Genomic DNA, 16,360 nt, shown 5'->3' on the forward strand with positions numbered 1-16,360 from the left:
GCTCACCGATCGTCGCCTCGATCGGCGCGGGCCAGCCATTCGTCGATATTGCTCTCGTCGAGCGCAGGCTCGCCGGCGATACGATGCGACTCATCGGCCCAGGCACCCAGGTCGATCAGCTTGCAGCGCTCGCTGCAGAAGGGGCGGTAGGGGTTAGTCTCGCTCCACGCCACCTTCTTCTGGCATTGCGGGCAGGCGACGGTCAGGGGGCGTTGGTTATGTTGGCTCATGAATCCGCAGCGGTTGGTGGCTTTGCGACCATTCTAGCGTTTATGGGCGTTGGTGTGGGCTATCGGCCGGCCGCCATTTTACGGTAACGCCGATCCAGTTCGGCGACCTGGGCGGCGAGTTCCGCCTCGCTGGCGCTGTTGTCGATCACGTCGTCGGCGCGGGCCAGGCGTTCGCTGCGCGACATCTGCGCGGCGAGGATGGCGCGGGCCTGCTGCTCGTCCACGTCGTCGCGGGCGGCGGTACGGGCGAGCTGCAGGGGCTCCGGCACGTCGATCACCAGGCAGCGGTCGACCATTTCGCTCTGGCCCGACTCGAACAGCAGCGGCGAGACGAGCAGCACGTAGGGCGCGCCCGCGTTCTGCAGGCGTTCCAGGTGGGCAACGATACGCCGGCGAATGCGCGGGTGGGTCACCGACTCGAGCCACAGCCGCTCGCTCGGCTCGGCAAAGACGATCTCGCGCAGCGCGCGCCGGTCCAGGCGACCGTCGGCCTGCAGCACACGCTGGCCGAAGCGCGCGGCGATCTCGGCCAGCGCCGGCTCGCCGGGCTCGACCACCTCGCGGGCCACGTCGTCGGCATCCACCCAGGGCACGCCCAGCGCCGCGAAGGCCCGTGCCACGGTGCTCTTGCCGGAAGCGATTCCGCCGGTTACGCCAACGATCAAGGTCATCTCCTGCTGTCGAATCGAACTGGGCCGCCGGTCAGGACATCAGGCCGACGTAGCTGGCCATCAGCGGCTCGCCCACCAGCAGCGCGATCCAGCCGGCGCTGGCCAGGTAGGGGCCGAAGGGCAGCGGGGCGCCGCGCAGCCGGGGCAGGGCGAGCTGGATGGCGATGCCCACCAGGGCGCCCACGCCGGCCGAGAGGATCAGCACCAGCGGCAGGTACTGCCAGCCAAGCCAGGCGCCCAGCGCCGCCAGCAGCTTGAAGTCGCCGTAGCCCATGCCTTCCTTGCCGGTCACCAGCTTGAACAGCCAGTAGACGCTCCACAGGGCAAGATAGCCCGCCATGGCGCCGATGACCGCACTGGGCAGCATCAGCGGCTGGAACAACAACTGGTAGAGCAGGCCCGCCCACAGCAGCGGCAGGGTTACCACATCCGGCAGCAGCTGGGTACGCAGGTCGATCACGGCGAGGGCCAGCAGCGCCAGGCAGGCACCGTAGACGAACAGGCCCTGCCAGGTCGCCCCGTAAAGCGCCAGCACCGCCAGCGCCAGGGTGGCGCCGGCCAGTTCCACCAGCGGGTACTGCGGGCTGATGCGAGCCTGGCAGGAAGCGCAGCGGCCGCGGCGCTTGAACCAGCCGATCAGCGGCAGGTTGTCGTGCCAGGCGATGGGCGCTTCGCAGCGGGGGCAGATCGAGCGCGGCACCAGCAGGTTGAAGCGGGGCGCCTTTTCCTCGGGCAGCTCCAGAGCCTCGCGGGCCTCGGCCCGCCAGCCCAGCATCAGAATGACCGGGAGGCGCACGATCACCACGTTGAGGAAGCTGCCCAGGCACAGGCCCAGCACGGCCGCCAGCAACCACACCATACTCACAACACCGTGCCCAGCTCGAAGATCGGCAGGTACATCGAGACCACCAGGCCGCCGACCAGGATCCCCAGCACCACGATGATCAGCGGCTCGAGCAGCGAGGTCAGGGCGTCGACCTTGTTGTCGACCTCCTCCTCGTAGTAGTCGGCCACGCGGTTGAGCATGGCGTCCAGCGCGCCGGACTCCTCGCCGATGCCCACCATCTGCACCGCCAGTGCGGGGAAGCGCTCGGTCAGGCGCATGGCGAAGTGGAGCTGCTGGCCGGTGGCGACATCCTCGCGGATCTGCCGGGTGGCACGCTCGTAGACCAGGTTGCCGGTCGCCCCGGCGGCGATGTCCAGCGCCTCCACCATGGGCACGCCGGCGCCGTAGGTGGTGGCCAGGGTGCGGGAATAGCGCGCCACCGCCGACTTGTCGAAGATATCGCCCAGCACCGGAATCCTGAGCAGGAAGGCATGCACGCGGTAAGCGAAGGCCGGCGAGCGCTTGATGCCTTGGCGCATCAGGTAGACGAACGCGATCAGCCCGCCCAGGCCCCATAGCCAGTACTGCTGGGCGAATTCGGAAAGGGCGATGGTCATGCGGGTCATGGCCGGGAGTTCGGCGCCGAAGCCGTGAAACAGGCTCTCGAACTGGGGCACCACCTTGATCAACAGCAGGGCGGTGACGCCGATTCCCACCAGGATCACCGCGATGGGATACCACAGCGCCTTCTTTACCCGCCCCTTGAGCGACTCCACCTTCTCCTTGTAGGTGGCGATTCGATCGAGCATGCGGTCCAGCGAGCCGGAGCTCTCGCCGGCCTCCACCAGGTTGCAGAACAGGCTGTCGAAGTGGTCGGGGTGGCTGCGCAGCGCCTGCGAAAAGCTCGAGCCGGCCGCCACCTCGTTCATCATCTGCTGCACCACCGCGCTCATGGCCGGCTTGCGGATGCTCTCGGCCACTACCTGGAAGGCCTGCAGCACCGGCACCCCGGCGCGGATCATGGTGGCCATCTGGCGCGCGAAGAGCATGGTATCCCTGGGCTTGATGGTGCCCATGCCGCCGGTGAGGCCGCCCTTGCGGCGTACGTTCTTGACGATAATGTTCTGGTTGGCCAGCTCGCGTTCCACCTCGAACTTCTCGGCGGCCACTATCTCGCCGCTGACCAGACGCCCGCCGGGCCCCTTTCCCGTCCAGCGCCAGCGGTGCAGTTTCAGCTTCCGGGGCGCTCTCGCCGTTCTGGTTGCCATAGGTTCCCTGCTGCAGTTTCGATGTTAGGTTTTTTCTACCCTTATTATCGGTCCAAGTGTGCCTGACTAAAGCGTTCGGCACCGACTTACATGGCAACAAAATGAAGTTATTTGTTAATCTTTCGTGACTCTGTTGACTTCGGTCAAGCTCGTAATCCCCTGCATCACCTTCAATAACCCGCTGCGGCGCAGGTCCGGGTGGCCTTCCTGGCGTGCGAGGATGTCGAAGTCCATCGAGTTGCCGTTGCGCATGATCAATTGGCTCATGGCGCTGCTGATCGGCACCACCTCGTAGATGCCCACCCGGCCCTTGAAGCCATGGGTGCAGTGCTTGCAGCCTACTGCTTCGTACACCGTGGCACTGTCGACTTCCTGCTCGGTGAAGCCCTCCTGGAGGAGTATCTCACGTGGCAGCTCCGCCTCCTGGCGGCAGTGCTTGCACAGCCGCCGGGCCAGGCGCTGGGCGATGATCAGGCTCACCGAACTGGCGATGTTGAACGGTGGCACGCCCATGTTCGCCAGGCGGGTGAGGGTCTCCGCGGCGGAATTGGTGTGCACCGTGGAGAGCACCAGGTGGCCGGTCTGCGATGCCTTCACCGCAATCTCGGCGGTCTCCAGGTCACGGATCTCGCCCACCATTACCACGTCCGGGTCCTGGCGCAGGAAAGCGCGCAGCGCGCTGGCGAAATCCAGCCCGATCTTGGGCAGCACATTGACCTGGTTGACCCCGGGCACCTTGATCTCCACCGGGTCCTCGGCGGTGCAGATGTTGCGCTGCACCTCATTGAGGATGTTCAGGCCGGTATAGAGCGTCACCGTCTTGCCGCTACCGGTGGGGCCGGTGACCAGGATCATGCCCTGGGGGTGGTCCAGCACGCCTTCGTAGAGCGCGCGCTGCTCCGGGGTGAAGCCCAGCGCATCGATGCCGATCTGCGCCGAGGCGGGATCGAGGATACGCAGCACGATCTTCTCGCCGTACACGGTCGGCAGCGAGTTGACGCGGAAATCGATCGAGCGGGCCTTGGAGACCTTGAGCTTGATCGCGCCATCCTGCGGCAGGCGGCGCTCGGAAATGTCCAGGCGCGCCATCACCTTCAGGCGCGCGGCGATACGCGAGCGCATGGCGAAGGGCGGGCGTGCCGACTCCATCAGCATGCCATCCACGCGCATGCGCACCCGATAGCTGGTTTCGTAGGGTTCGAAGTGAATATCCGAAGCGCCGCGGCGAATGGCATCCAGCAGGATCTTGTTGACGAACTTGACGATGGGGGCGTCGTCGGCGCCGCTATGGGCGACATCGGTGTTGCGCTCGTCGCTGATGTCGATGCCTTCCTCGAACTCCAGCTCGCTGACTGCGTCATCGACGCCAGCCAGCTCGTTCATCATGCTGGTCTCGTGCTGGGCCAGGTAGGCCTCGAGCACCGGCATCAACTGGTCCACCGGGCACAGCACGGCTTCGATGCCCAGGCCGGTGGCGAACTGAAGCTCATCGAGCAGTGCCAGGGTGGAGGGGTAGGGCACCGCGACGGTCAGCCGATGGCTGCGGCGGCTGAGCGGCACCACGCACAGCTTGCGCAGCAGTTTCTCAGGGTATTCGCTGGCCGGGGGCAGGCTCGCCAGGCGCAGGGCGTCCAGGTCGACCAGCGGCAGGCCGTACTCCCAGGCCGCGCACAGCGTGCCCTGGCGGGCCGTGACCAGGCCGGCATCGACCACGTGCTGCAGCAGGCTGGTTTCCGCTTCGCGCGCCTCGTACTCGGCCCGTTCGGCTGCGGCGCGTGAAATCAAGCCGTACTCCACCAGCCGGCGGGCGAACCCGCGCAGCCCCCCGGTATCGACGGGGCTCTGCTGGCTGGTGTTGTCGCTGGCGGTGGTGTTGGCACCGGCCGGTGCCGTTCGAAAGTCGTTCATGGCGCCTCAGGCATCGGCCCGCAAGGGCGGTGAGCGATAGGTTACCCCGCATTCTAGACCGTTGATGTGCGTCATCACAGCAGGCTGACAAACGCCACGCCAACTGGTATTAACATACCCATGGCTTATGCTGAGACAAGCCTCCTACCTACGTAGGTAACGCTTGCGGCACAGAGGCTGAGTCATCTAATGTAAGCGTCAAGTCTTTAGAAGCCGCGAAGAAGGGCGTTAACTCAAGCACTTACGGTAGAAAGCTTGAGGTCGCCCGGCAAGGGGACAGGCAGAGCCCGATGGCCGAGCCACGAAACGGCGGTGAGCAAGCCGCAGATGCAACCGCCCTGGAAGGCTGCCGAAGGCAGCCAACGGGCACCACAGAGCAGGGGACGACTGCGATGAGCATGAAGGAAATGAGGAAATTTCGAGCAGCCGCCAAACAGGGACAGGGCGGTTTCACCTTGATCGAACTGCTGATCGTGGTGGCGATCATCGGCATTCTGGCGGCGATCGCCATTCCGCAGTATCAGAATTATATTGATAGATCGGAAAATGCTGCATGTTTGGCCGAGGCAAGGTCATACGCTTCAGCGGTTGCTGCAGAAAGAGCTACAGGCGGTACTAATACTTCGTTAACTGCAGTGTTTGGTGATGATTATGCCAACGAATGCGGAATGAGTGACGTTGGAGACGCAGATACAACAATTGATTACAACTCTGGAAATTCTAACGGGGCTGGCTCAGTAAACATAGGTATTTCTGGAAGCTGAAGCGCTTCTAAAAAGAATATAAATGTATGACCAGCCGAAAGCTGGTCATTTTTTTGGTGTCCGGAATATGCCGTTTCTGTTGGTTGTGGTTACATCCGCAGGGTTGTTGAGCGCTTGGTTGCCTTATCAGATGATGTATTTTGATTTGCAGCGTTTCCTTCAGCTTGGGGCGGGCTTGATTGTATTAAGTTTCTCTAATTATAATGTTTACGAGTTAATAGTTCTTGCTAAAGCGCATATTTCCCATTGTTCTGCACTTTTAGTCATGGCAATTTTTTTTATTGTTGTATATTGCTTAGTATCCTTCGCTCCTTTAGTTGCAATTCTTGATGCTGGAGCTTTGTTATTTATAGCTTTAATGATTATGCATGTATTTATTCACGCAGCTCGCTGGAAATTAATTTTGTGGTTGGTTGGTGGCGGGGCTATTACTTTTGTGCTGTGGGCCTACGCTTTTTTGTCTATAGATCGCTTGATAATTCAATATGATCATTTGGTTAGGAGCGAGATGGCTCTTGGCTTCTCAAATATACGCCAATTTTCTGACGTCGCAGTCGGCCTCATGCCGTTGGGGCTACTCTATATCGTCAGTCGTTCGCAACCTTCTTTTATCGCTGCTCTCCTCTGCTTCCTGCCGCTCTCTTTCTGGTGGTATTTACTTTTTCTCACCGAGGGAAGGGCGGGAATTCTATCGCTCACGATTGCGATGACTGTTGCATTAGTATTGTTTGGGCGTGCCGCGCAGTGGCCGGTGGCAACACTGTTCAGCTCCGCATTGGCAGGTCTGGCGGGGTGGTGGTTTGTCAATCCATTGCGCAGGGGGCTTGAGAATGGAGAGATCTTTCATCGCGATATTGCCAGCGACAATAACCGATTCGATCTCTGGCGAACGGCTATTCAGTATGGAATAGACAATTTTCCGTTTGGCATCGGCCCTATGCAATTCGCAGGTGATGGCCGTATCAGTTACGCACATGCTCATAATTTAATATTCAATACTGCGGCGGAGTGGGGCATTCCGATTGCGCTGATGCTGCTGGCGCTTATTGTATATGCGTGCTGGAAGATATATCGGCGCGCCCAAAGCATGCCCGATGCGGACAAGCCGATATACTCTTGCCTGGTAATGGCTTTCGTCGGGGTCATGGTGAATGTTCAATTCGCCGGTGCGCATATTTTTCCATTGAGTTCTTTGGTCATGGCGTTGGCAATCGGACTGGTGTTTGGTTATCGGGATTCTAGTCAGCCGCCTATAGAACGGCCTATTGGACCTGTGCCGATCCAGGCGACGCTGGTATGGGGCGGCATCATGCTGATGATGGCTTACCTTCTTTATGCGGGAATGGAACTCTACTGGCTTTCAGTGGACTCGCGCCTCCTGTGTATGCAGGAAGCGGGGCGCGCCTACCTCTACCCACGCTTCTGGGCTCAAGGACGATTGGAATGCATGCAGATGATAGCCCCGGATCACTGGCTATTCTGGTCATGGCGCTGAGGGTTAGATCTTTCCCAGGCTTTCGTTGCACTTCGCCTCCAACGAAAACGTGACCCTTGCCTCAGTGTGGTGTAACGTTGTGTATCTTCATGTGGAAACTTTGTTACTAAGGAGTCGGCCATGACCGGGCGAAGGCAGCAGCGTGGAGCAGCGCTCGTCGTGGTGCTTTCCATGCTGAGCATGTCATTGATGCTTGGCCTCTCCGGCGTGAGTGGGAGCGCCGTCAACGAACGGCTGGCCGGTAACTATCGCGCCTCGGTCATGGCGCAGAACGAGGCGGAAGCCGGGCTGTACGCCTTCAACGACGAGCTGCGTGGCGCGATCGACGCGCTCAACAACGGCCAGCCGCCGTCTCCTCCCGTATTCAATTCCAACCCGAGCGGTTTCGTCGGGGCTCTTCGTTCCGCGGCCATGCAGGCGCGTCAGGCGGCCACCCCCGAGCAAGCCCGGGCCGCCCTGCAACATGCCCTTCCTGGCACATGGTCCGAGCCCGGCAATATCTCGGAGCACGGCCGCCACCGCTGGCGGCCGGTGGCGGCTCTGCCCGAAGACGATGCCTTGCTGGCTGGCCAGGTTGGCCTGCGCATCGAAAGCGAAGGGTACTTTGGAAGTGAGGGAGACGAGGCCATTCGCAAAGTGATCGGGCTGGTTGCACTGCCGGACATGCCGCTGCCGCCGTCGCGCGGGCTGATGAGCTGTGAAGGCATCGAGGTCAAGGGCAGCGGTATCATCGACAGCTACGACTCACGCGATGGTGACTACGGCGGCAGCAACTCCCGGCGCAGCAACATCGTGGTCGGCACCCAGACCGAGGGTGCCGAAGTCAAGGTGACCGGCGCCTCGCCGATACACGGCAACGTAGCGGCCAGCGGTCGTTTCACGGCCACAGGCTCAGGTGCCGTGCACGGTAATGTCAGGGGCAACGACACGATCAGCATCAGCGGCGGTGGAGCGAATATCTATGGCGACGTGATCGGCCTTGGCGATGTTGCCATTACCAGCAGCGGCACCGTGCATGGCGACGTGCAGGCTGCCGGTACGCTGACGCTGGGCAATTGGAGTTCTCGCATCGAAGGCGACGCCCTGGTGGCGGCGGTGAACTCGGTTCGCACCGCTGCCGATCAGGTGGGTGGAGTACTCGACGCCGATAGCGGGGGGCCCGAGGGGCTGGTCCCGGTGTTCTCGGTGGCATCTGCGGAAGATTGCGAAGTGCCCGTCCAGACAGCTCGATACGGGGAGTGCCTGTCTCAAGCCGGGACCTCATCGGGGCCCCTGTCCATGCAGGGTGGCCCGCGCAATATCGTACTCGATGCCACTGGCCTGCACGACCCCAACAATGCCGTGCCGGACATCGGAACGCCGCCTGGCTATGACGGTAAGCGCCTGGTACGGTTCGACTCCCTCCGGCTGGGGGGAAGCGCCAACTTCCAGATCGGCAGTGCCGGCAATCCGGTCGATATGGTCATGGTGGTGACCGGGGACATCGATATCGGCGGAGGCGGTTCGTTTCGTATTGCCGAAGGCAGCAGCCTTACCATCGTGACGGCAGGCGAGTTCAAGCTGGCCAGCGCGATCGAAGTAGGCGATGGCAAGCCCAGCCGTGTGGATGCCAGCGGCAATGTGCATCCGGTCCTGTCAGTCATCTCGGTGCATGACGATGCGGGCAAGGGGAAATCCGGTGTGTTCATTGGAGGGGCGGCGAACTTCTACGGCCAGATCATCGCGCCTTACTCCCAAGTCGAAGTCACGGGTAGTGGCCAGTTCTACGGCGAAGTCGTCGGCAGAAGCATCGATATCAAGGGCGCTGGCGGTTTCCATTACGATGAGGCATTCGGCGATACCGAAGGGGGTGTCGGCGGGGGAGGCGTAGTGGCGATGCCGAGATTGCAGGGGGTCTGGCTCGACTAGGGCGCGGGGCGCCAGCCAGGGCGCCGTGGAAAATTCGGCTTCGTCCGGTCAATGCACGATCGAGCCGTGCAGCCATGGTGACGGCAGGGCTTCTTCCCAGGCCGAGACATGCCGGGTACGCAGCGCCTTGGCGTAGCGCAGCAGGTAGGACATGTCCTCGGCCTTCAGGGCGCTCTCCTGCATTCTTGCGTCGTTCTGGGCCAGCAGAAAGCCGACGCCGGCCTGTCGCAACCCCTCCTTGAACTCCGTGATCTCCCAGCCGATGCCGTGCTCGGCAAAAGCGAGGAAGGCGTGGCACTCCATGCTCCAGCGCTCGCTGTGGCGGGAACTCTCGTAGCACGACCAGCCCAGCTCATGCCCCTTGGCAATGGCCTCGTGATAGGCCTCGACGCCATGTGCCGGCGGTGAAGCCAGGGGCGACAGCGCGAGTACGAACAGGGCGAGGGCAAGCTTGCCTCGGGTGTGCATGGCGATGACCTGTCGGGTGAACGTTCCGATGGATATCGGCATCGAGTCGCCATACTTGAGCGAAGTTCACCCATGACACGGCACATTGCGCCGAAATGTGCCGTTTCGATCCACGCTCCCACCCCATATCCTGCCAAGGCTGAAAGTGAAAGGCGTGAGCGTATCGGCGTTATCCCGGCTATCGGTAGGCACGTTCGCTTGCTCAGGGGTGCAGCTCCAGATCCTCGTGCCTGAAATCGCCCAGCGTGGCCAGTTGATGCCAGTCCTTGATCTGCACTTGCCTGTGATCGCAGTTCTCGATCAGCCCCTTGCCCTTGATCTTCTTCATCGATCGGCTGACATGGACGCTGGAAAGGCCCAGGACGTCGGATATCTCGGTTTGCGTCAACGGAAAGAAATAACGGCCCTGATAAGTCATTCCCGCCGCGTAGGAACGGGCATAGCACTCGCAAAGCAGATTGGCGATACGCCCCTCTGCGCTGCGTGCCGAGACATTGATGATCCAGTTCAGCGCCATGCTATGGCTGATATGGCCGCAAGCCCGGAACAGGCGAAGTATTCTTGGCCGCTGGAACAACCGCTCGGCACTCTGTGAATCGATGGTAGAGAAGCGAAGCGGCGTGATGGCCTTGATGGAGAACTCCAACCGGCTATACAAGCCTTGGCCATTGTCGCTGACATCGCCCGGCAACAGCAGCGAGGCAATGGGTTCGCTGCCGTCACGCAGCATCCGATAGCGGCAGGCCCAGCCGTTCTCTATCAGGTGCAGGCACTCCAGCGTGTCGCCCTCACGGGCCAGGTGGCTGCCTTTCTTCACCTCCCGCACCGGGCCGATGTGGCTATCGAAAATTCGCTTGTCTTCGGCGCATAAGTCGTTGCGTGCCTTGAAATTATGGAACAAGTACATGACATCCCTTTCGTCGTGTCCTCGATCGTTTCCTGATCGTTACTCCCAAATAGTGTAACAACGGCTGGGCTTGATTCAAATTTCTTATTAAGGTATATCTAATCTAAAAGTGCTTGTTCATACACTTGGTGGGCTAGAGGGCGACCTGGCGGAGGCGTATCTCAGGTCAGCTGGGATTTTCACCCTCAATTCGAGGTTGAAGTCATGCCCACGGTTGTGCTGTCGGCATTGGTTCGCGTAGCTGTTGGCATTGGGGCTCATAACTTGGGCAATTGACAAAGTGTGCTCGATCATTTCCTGTTGTTGCGATAAGCCAAGTAGCACTTGTTGGTAACGCATATTGGTGCCGTGACAATTTGACTCGGCCGATACGTCTCGGCTAAAACTAATCCGAAGTGTTGTCATCGGGCTCGGGTTGTTGTATTTATAGGCGGCATCCCAAAACATCCTCCCAATTGCAAGGAACGTGTATATGTCTCTTCTCAGCGAATTCATGCAGAAAGAACAGCAGCTGAAGCAGCTCCAGGCGGAAATGGATCGGCTGCAGAACGATGAGCGCCTCAAGGCCGAGCTGGAATTCAAGGACAAACTCGAAGCCCTGATGCGTGAGTTCAACAAGAGCTCCGCCGATGTCATCAGCCTGCTCGAGCCGCGTGGCGGCAAGGCCGCGCCGGCCAAGGCGGCTGCCGCTTCGAGCGGCACCGGGCGCCGTAAACGCAAGCTGAAGATCTACAAGAACCCGAAGACCGGCGAAGTGGTGGAAACCCGCGGCGGCAACCAGAAGACGCTCAAGGCGTGGAAGGACGAGTTCGGCTCCGACACCGTGGAAGGCTGGCTGGTTCGCGTCGAATCCTGATCGGCAGGCCTGCAACGGCCCTTCCGGAAGAGGGCACGCGCCAGCAGCGCGGGCCCTCAGGCCGGGCGGATCAGACAGGCTGGACGGGAAGCCTGACCAGAACGCCTTCTTCATTCCACTCCACCTGGACGGCATCGCCACTGGCGTGAAGGTCCTGGGCAGGAAGACCTTCGCACACCAGGTATTGAATGACGTCCGGGATCTCTTCCAGCGAATCGAGTTTCACGCAGGCGTATAGCTGGGCCGGCAAAATCAGCAGACGAAAGGAGGCGGGAATCGCGATTGCCGATGCCTCGCCGCCATCGACGAGTGGGCCCACGTCGATACGCTCCACGTCGCTGGGCAAAGGAATATTGTGCATCAGGGCGATGGTCTGGCCCTGGCGCAAGCGGTCTGGAAGGCTGTCAACCCCCTTCGCGTGCTGGGCCCATTTCCGCAGCACTTTGAGGGGTTGGCTTCGTTCCGTACGGTACAGGCGCGTTACCAGGGCCTGGCGTGAAGGTGCTCGGCGAATTTCATAGTTGGGTGGGTCGCCGCCATGCCCTTGGCAATAGGGGTTATGATGCAGTTTCAAGCGCAGCGCCTGACGGTATTGGCGTGGTGTTTGATTGTGGTATCGTTGGAAAGCGCGGCTGAAGGCGGAATGATTCTGATAGCCACAACGGCTTGCAATAGACTGAATGGAGAAAGGGGTGAACGCCAACAGGCGTGCTGCCTTCTCCAGTCGCAGGGTATCGCGATACGCGCTGGGGGACAGTCCGAAGCACTGCTTGAACCTGCGCCGGACCTGTGAGGTCGAATATCCGAGTCGGCTGGCGAGGTCTTCGATTCCCTGCTGACTATCCAGATGTTCCTGCAGCCAGATCTCCGCCCTCATCATCTCGTTAAACATAACTGTCCCTTGCTAGTTCCCGCAGCAAAGCGAAGGTTGCTGCATCCATAACAAACGCTGGTGGCTTCAATGGCGCCCGGTCATGCCTGGCAGACATATCGGCCATGGTTTTTATGGTTTTTATGTATCTCTTTATGCGCTTTCGCGGGAGGCAAAGGCAAGTTTGGTTAACGGGTTTGACCGTTTGTGCATAATTGTAGTCAGGGTGGATACGGCCCTCCTTCGTACGCGCGAGGTACGCGCGAGCCATGTGTCTTTTCAGCGTAGCGCACTGGCGTGCCTTCGCTACCCGGCGCGATAGCGGTATACTCGAGGCTTGTCGTCATCGAGTGCCGTCAAGGAAACCCGCCCTTGGTGCGGTGTTTTGAGGTACTTGAGCAAATACGGATGAAAATGAGAAACCAGAAACCCAACCGATCGATGGATGAGCGTGAGAAACTCCGCAAGTTCCGCGAGCTCGACGACGCCTTCGCCCAGGCGCTGCGCGAGCTGGAGAAGCCCGGATCCCGGCTCGACATCCCCACCGGGCCGCCGGTGCGCAGCCTGGCTGAGCTGGAAGCCGAAGAGCAGCAGCAGCGCCAGCAGGCGTTCGAAACGCAGCTGCAGTCGCTGATGAAGGAGTACGCCCAGCCCCGGGAGAGCGTGGCCGACCTCCTCCGCACCCTGCAAACGCTCGGCCACATCGCCTGAGCCACCCACGATGGAACTGTCTGCGCCGATGACCTATCTGCTGGTGATGGGCAGCCTGGCGCTGTCCGTGCTGTTCACGCTTGGCTGGGCCCTCTCGCGGCTGTTGCGCTGGCTGGCCTCTGGGCTGCCGGTGGGAAGCGGCAAGGCCAGGCGCAAGCCCGCCAGGCGCAGTGGTGCCTCGCGTCAAGCCGCTACAGCCAAGGCATCTCGCGGTTCCCGAGCCAAGCCCAAGGCTGGCCACAAGCCGCCGCGCGAGCCGTGGCGCATCACCCGGCGGCTGGCCGAGTGGCGCTCCAGCACCGCACTGGCGCTGGTGGCGGCACCGACCTACCTGGTGGCGCGCCTGGTCGAGCACGGCATGAGCTATCGCCCACCGCACAGCGTGCCCAGCGGCTTCACCTCGCTGGTGATCGGTCTTGGCTGGCTTGCGGCCGGCTTGATCCTGCTAGCCCTCGTTCATCGTCTGGCCGCCTGGCGTTGTCGTTGAGTGAGCGTTGTCCCGTTGCTTTCTCAGGCGTTTGCGTGAGCAGGTTTCATATTTTCGTAAAGCAACAATAAGCACCTGAAGAAACAGCAGAATTCGGCTGCATTCAAGTGTAGAGCATCGCGCCGGAGTTCCGTAGAATAGCGCCATTCCAATAACGATATCCGGCAGGGCCTGTCCGCACAGCTAGTCTGTTGTGTGTCAGGAAGCGTCGAGCGCGAGTTCGGCGGCGGACCGTGAGCAGTGGCGCCCAGGGCAAGCCTCGTCCTGTGGCGTGTCGTGGCATTGTCGCAACGTTCCGTTCCCGTTCTGGTATCGTGCCGCAGCAGGGCCAGGGAACCGCCCGGAACAATCCCCGGGCGGTAGCGTGCCTGAACGGTGGTGGTATCCATACGTCCATACGCAAGGGAACGAACCGAGTGAAACTGCTGATCACCGGCATCGCCGGCTTCATCGGCCACGCCGTGGCGAAGGGCCTCAGCGGGCAGGGCCACGAGATCGTCGGTATCGACAACCTCAACACCTACTACGACGTCTCGCTCAAGCAGGCACGCCTGCACGACCTGGCCGACTGCCACGACATTCGTTTCATCCACATGGACCTGGGCGACCGCGAGGGCATGGCCGCGCTGTTCCGCGAGAACGAATTCGACCGGGTGATCCACCTGGCCGCCCAGGCCGGGGTGCGCTACTCGCTGGAAAATCCGCACGTGTACGCCGATTCCAACCTGATCGGCCACCTCAACGTGCTGGAGGGCTGCCGCCAGCACAAGGTGGGGCACCTGGTCTACGCCTCCTCGAGCTCGGTGTACGGCATGAACGCCAAGACCCCGTTCGACACCGCCGACAGCGTGGATCATCCCGTCAGCCTCTACGCGGCCACCAAGAAGGCCAACGAGCTGATGAGCCACACCTACGCGCACCTCTACGGCGTGCCGATGACCGGGCTGCGCTTCTTCACCGTCTACGGCCCCTGGGGCCGGCCCGACATGGCCATCTTCAAGTTCGTCAAGGCGATGTTCGAAGGCAGGCCGATCCAGGTCTACAACCACGGCGACATGTCGCGGGATTTCACCTACGTCGACGACATCGTCGAAGGCATCGTGCGGATCATCGACGTGATCCCGCAGCCCAACCCGGATCAGCACGCCGCCAGCGCCCGGCCCGACCGGAGCACCGCGCCCTATGCGCTTTACAACATCGGCTACGGCGCGCCGGTCTCGCTGATGAGCTTCATCCGCGCGCTGGAAGCCGCCACCGGGCGCGAGGCCATCTGCGACTACCTGCCCATGCAGCCCGGCGACGTGCCGCGCACCTGGGCCGACACCGAAGCGCTGCTCCAGGCCACCGGCTACCGCCCCAAGGTGGGCGTGGAAGAGGGCGTGAAGCGCTTCGTCGAGTGGTATCGCGGGTTTTATGGCGTTTAATTTTTCAAACTCAAAACAATAAGTAAGGGATGACTTCTTGAACATCGTTCATCACGGCGGCGGGGCGGGCGTCACCGGCAGTTGCCACCGCCTGCAGATCGCCGCGGACCGGGCCCTGCTCGTCGACTGCGGCATCTTCCAGGGGCAGGACGCCGACCACCTCGACAGCCTCGAGCAGCACAAGGTGCGCTTCCCGGTGGAGGACGTGCTGGCGCTGGTGGTTACCCATGTGCACATCGACCACATCGGCCGGCTGCCCTACCTGCTGGCGGCAGGCTACCAGGGGCCGATCCTCTGTTCGGTGCCCTCGGCTCGGCTGCTGCCACTGGTGATCGAAGACGCGCTCAAGATCGGCTTCACCCGCGACCGTGCCCTGATCGAGCGCTTCCTGGCCGAAGTGCAGGGCCGGCTGGTGCCACTGGATTACCAGAGCTGGCACACCGTGCTCGACGACAAGCGTCACCGTGTACGGATCAAGCTGCAGCGCGCCGGGCATATCCTCGGCTCTGCCTATGTGGAAGTGGATACCCTCGACAAGGCCAGTGGCGTGCGACAGCGCACCGTATTCTCCGGCGACCTGGGCGCACCCTATGCGCCGCTGCTGCCCGCACCCAAGCCGCCGTACCGCGCCGACGTGCTTGTGCTGGAAAGTACCTATGGCGACCGCCGGCACGAAGACCGGCGCCACCGCCGCGAGCGGCTCAAGGCCGCCATCGACAGGGCGCTGGAGAACGGCGGCACGGTGGTGATCCCCGCCTTCAGCGTGGGCCGCACCCAGGAACTGCTCTACGAGCTGGAAGGGCTGATACACCACGCACGCAGCGAGCGTTGGCGCGAACTCGAGATCATCGTCGACTCGCCCCTGGCCGCCCGCTTCACCGAGGTATACCGCGAACTCAAGCCGTGGTGGGACGCCGAAGCGCACAAGAAGCTGCGCAGTGGCCGCCACCCGCTCAGCTTCGAGAACCTCTACACCGTGGATAGCCACCAGGAACACGAACAGACCGTCGCCTACCTGGCCGAGACCGGCCGGCCCGCGGTGGTGATCGCCGCCAGCGGCATGGTCAGCGGCGGCCGGGTGGTGAACTACCTGAAGCGCATGCTCGGCGATGAGCGCCACTGCGTGCTGTTCACCGGCTATCAGGTCCACGGTACGCCGGGCCGCGACATCCAGCGCTACGGCCCCGAGGGCGGCTGGGTCATGCTCGATGGCCGGCGCATCGACATCCGCGCCCGAGTGGAAACCGTGAGCGGCTACTCGGCCCACGCCGATCAGTTGGATCTGCTCAACTTCGTGCGCCGCATGCGCCACCCGCCGAGGGAGGTACGCCTGGTACACGGCGACCCCCATGCGCAGGCCGCGCTCAAGGCCAAGCTGCAGGAATGGGCCGAAGGGGCAGGGCATGAACTTCGGGTAACGCTGGGCAGCGATTATCTCGCCCCAAACGCCGCGAAAGATGCTGCGAAAGACGACGCTAAGGCCCTGGCTTGAGCCTCATGTGCCACAGCATGGTGCGTTAAGTTCGATAACAGCTATATCTTATTGAAAGAGTTTCCATAAAGGGA

The 16,360-nt window shown here is 61.8% G+C and carries 16 protein-coding genes; 8 read left to right on the forward strand and 8 right to left on the reverse strand.

Annotated features, from left to right (window positions below):
* Positions 1-2 precede the first annotated feature (2 nt).
* From yacG to pilB, 5 genes are all read right to left on the reverse strand, one after another.
* Positions 3-230, reverse strand: a complete 228-nt coding sequence (gene yacG, locus DIS04_RS00120) for a DNA gyrase inhibitor YacG (RefSeq protein WP_111411696.1) — start codon at positions 228-230, stop codon at positions 3-5.
* 59 nt (positions 231-289) lie between these two features.
* Positions 290-895 carry a dephospho-CoA kinase gene (gene coaE, locus DIS04_RS00125; protein ID WP_111412722.1) on the reverse strand — a complete coding sequence of 202 codons (606 nt, stop codon included), beginning with the start codon at positions 893-895 and terminating at the stop codon, positions 290-292.
* 37 nt (positions 896-932) lie between these two features.
* Complete coding sequence (locus DIS04_RS00130; RefSeq protein ID WP_111411697.1) at positions 933-1,760, reverse strand: prepilin peptidase; 828 nt, start codon at positions 1,758-1,760, stop codon at positions 933-935.
* 2 nt (positions 1,761-1,762) lie between these two features.
* Complete coding sequence (locus DIS04_RS00135) at positions 1,763-2,995, reverse strand: type II secretion system F family protein (protein ID WP_111411698.1); 1,233 nt, start codon at positions 2,993-2,995, stop codon at positions 1,763-1,765.
* Between the two features lie 114 nt (positions 2,996-3,109).
* Entirely contained in the window at positions 3,110-4,903 is a 1,794-nt protein-coding gene (gene pilB, locus DIS04_RS00140) for a type IV-A pilus assembly ATPase PilB (protein WP_111411699.1), read from the reverse strand.
* A gap of 392 nt (positions 4,904-5,295) precedes the next feature.
* Here pilB and DIS04_RS20870 point away from each other — a divergent pair, with 392 nt between their 5' ends.
* The 3 genes from DIS04_RS20870 to DIS04_RS00155 all read left to right on the forward strand — a co-directional run bounded on the left by DIS04_RS20870 (position 5,296) and on the right by DIS04_RS00155 (position 9,070).
* A complete protein-coding gene (locus DIS04_RS20870; RefSeq protein ID WP_340148159.1) occupies positions 5,296-5,667 on the forward strand; it encodes a pilin in 372 nt (123 codons plus the stop codon).
* A 22-nt stretch (positions 5,668-5,689) separates the two neighbouring features.
* Positions 5,690-7,162: an O-antigen ligase family protein gene (locus DIS04_RS00150; protein WP_111411700.1), complete on the forward strand. Its 1,473-nt coding sequence runs from the start codon at positions 5,690-5,692 to the stop codon at positions 7,160-7,162.
* A gap of 120 nt (positions 7,163-7,282) precedes the next feature.
* Positions 7,283-9,070 (forward strand): polymer-forming cytoskeletal protein, encoded by a 1,788-nt coding sequence (locus DIS04_RS00155; RefSeq protein ID WP_111411701.1) that lies wholly within the window; start codon positions 7,283-7,285, stop codon positions 9,068-9,070.
* 48 nt (positions 9,071-9,118) lie between these two features.
* Here DIS04_RS00155 and DIS04_RS00160 read toward each other — a convergent pair whose 3' ends face one another.
* Positions 9,119-9,580, reverse strand: a complete 462-nt coding sequence (locus DIS04_RS00160; RefSeq protein ID WP_111411702.1) for a hypothetical protein — start codon at positions 9,578-9,580, stop codon at positions 9,119-9,121.
* A 160-nt stretch (positions 9,581-9,740) separates the two neighbouring features.
* Positions 9,741-10,445 (reverse strand): Crp/Fnr family transcriptional regulator, encoded by a 705-nt coding sequence (locus DIS04_RS00165; RefSeq protein ID WP_111411703.1) that lies wholly within the window; start codon positions 10,443-10,445, stop codon positions 9,741-9,743.
* Positions 10,446-10,917: 472 nt separating this feature from the next.
* Between DIS04_RS00165 and DIS04_RS00170 the strand changes: the two genes are divergently transcribed.
* Complete coding sequence (locus tag DIS04_RS00170; protein ID WP_111411704.1) at positions 10,918-11,301, forward strand: histone-like nucleoid-structuring protein, MvaT/MvaU family; 384 nt, start codon at positions 10,918-10,920, stop codon at positions 11,299-11,301.
* A 70-nt stretch (positions 11,302-11,371) separates the two neighbouring features.
* Here DIS04_RS00170 and DIS04_RS00175 read toward each other — a convergent pair whose 3' ends face one another.
* Positions 11,372-12,193 (reverse strand): helix-turn-helix domain-containing protein, encoded by an 822-nt coding sequence (locus tag DIS04_RS00175; RefSeq protein ID WP_111411705.1) that lies wholly within the window; start codon positions 12,191-12,193, stop codon positions 11,372-11,374.
* A gap of 393 nt (positions 12,194-12,586) precedes the next feature.
* Between DIS04_RS00175 and DIS04_RS00180 the strand changes: the two genes are divergently transcribed.
* The 4 genes from DIS04_RS00180 to DIS04_RS00195 all read left to right on the forward strand — a co-directional run bounded on the left by DIS04_RS00180 (position 12,587) and on the right by DIS04_RS00195 (position 16,286).
* Positions 12,587-12,883: a hypothetical protein gene (locus DIS04_RS00180; RefSeq protein WP_245904489.1), complete on the forward strand. Its 297-nt coding sequence runs from the start codon at positions 12,587-12,589 to the stop codon at positions 12,881-12,883.
* Positions 12,884-12,893: 10 nt separating this feature from the next.
* A complete protein-coding gene (locus DIS04_RS00185) occupies positions 12,894-13,370 on the forward strand; it encodes a hypothetical protein (protein ID WP_162622985.1) in 477 nt (158 codons plus the stop codon).
* A gap of 416 nt (positions 13,371-13,786) precedes the next feature.
* Complete coding sequence (locus DIS04_RS00190) at positions 13,787-14,794, forward strand: NAD-dependent epimerase (RefSeq protein ID WP_111411708.1); 1,008 nt, start codon at positions 13,787-13,789, stop codon at positions 14,792-14,794.
* Between the two features lie 37 nt (positions 14,795-14,831).
* A complete protein-coding gene (locus DIS04_RS00195; protein ID WP_111411709.1) occupies positions 14,832-16,286 on the forward strand; it encodes an MBL fold metallo-hydrolase RNA specificity domain-containing protein in 1,455 nt (484 codons plus the stop codon).
* Positions 16,287-16,360: the final 74 nt, after the last annotated feature.

The organism is Billgrantia lactosivorans, from assembly GCF_003254665.1.
GTDB classification, from domain to species: domain Bacteria; phylum Pseudomonadota; class Gammaproteobacteria; order Pseudomonadales; family Halomonadaceae; genus Halomonas; species Halomonas lactosivorans.

Bases quoted from the DNA above. Each gene is read 5' to 3' on its own strand.
- yacG (WP_111411696.1), bottom strand. From the start codon at position 230: ATGAGCCAACATAACCAACGCCCCCTGACCGTCGCCTGCCCGCAATGC.
- DIS04_RS00130 (WP_111411697.1), bottom strand. From the start codon at position 1,760: ATGGTGTGGTTGCTGGCGGCCGTGCTGGGCCTGTGCCTGGGCAGCTTC.
- DIS04_RS00135 (WP_111411698.1), bottom strand. From the start codon at position 2,995: ATGGCAACCAGAACGGCGAGAGCGCCCCGGAAGCTGAAACTGCACCGC.
- pilB (WP_111411699.1), bottom strand. From the start codon at position 4,903: ATGAACGACTTTCGAACGGCACCGGCCGGTGCCAACACCACCGCCAGC.
- DIS04_RS20870 (WP_340148159.1), top strand. From the start codon at position 5,296: ATGAGCATGAAGGAAATGAGGAAATTTCGAGCAGCCGCCAAACAGGGA.
- DIS04_RS00150 (WP_111411700.1), top strand. From the start codon at position 5,690: ATGTATGACCAGCCGAAAGCTGGTCATTTTTTTGGTGTCCGGAATATG.
- DIS04_RS00155 (WP_111411701.1), top strand. From the start codon at position 7,283: ATGACCGGGCGAAGGCAGCAGCGTGGAGCAGCGCTCGTCGTGGTGCTT.
- DIS04_RS00160 (WP_111411702.1), bottom strand. From the start codon at position 9,580: ATGCCGATATCCATCGGAACGTTCACCCGACAGGTCATCGCCATGCAC.
- DIS04_RS00165 (WP_111411703.1), bottom strand. From the start codon at position 10,445: ATGTACTTGTTCCATAATTTCAAGGCACGCAACGACTTATGCGCCGAA.
- DIS04_RS00170 (WP_111411704.1), top strand. From the start codon at position 10,918: ATGTCTCTTCTCAGCGAATTCATGCAGAAAGAACAGCAGCTGAAGCAG.
- DIS04_RS00175 (WP_111411705.1), bottom strand. From the start codon at position 12,193: ATGTTTAACGAGATGATGAGGGCGGAGATCTGGCTGCAGGAACATCTG.
- DIS04_RS00180 (WP_245904489.1), top strand. From the start codon at position 12,587: ATGAGAAACCAGAAACCCAACCGATCGATGGATGAGCGTGAGAAACTC.
- DIS04_RS00185 (WP_162622985.1), top strand. From the start codon at position 12,894: ATGGAACTGTCTGCGCCGATGACCTATCTGCTGGTGATGGGCAGCCTG.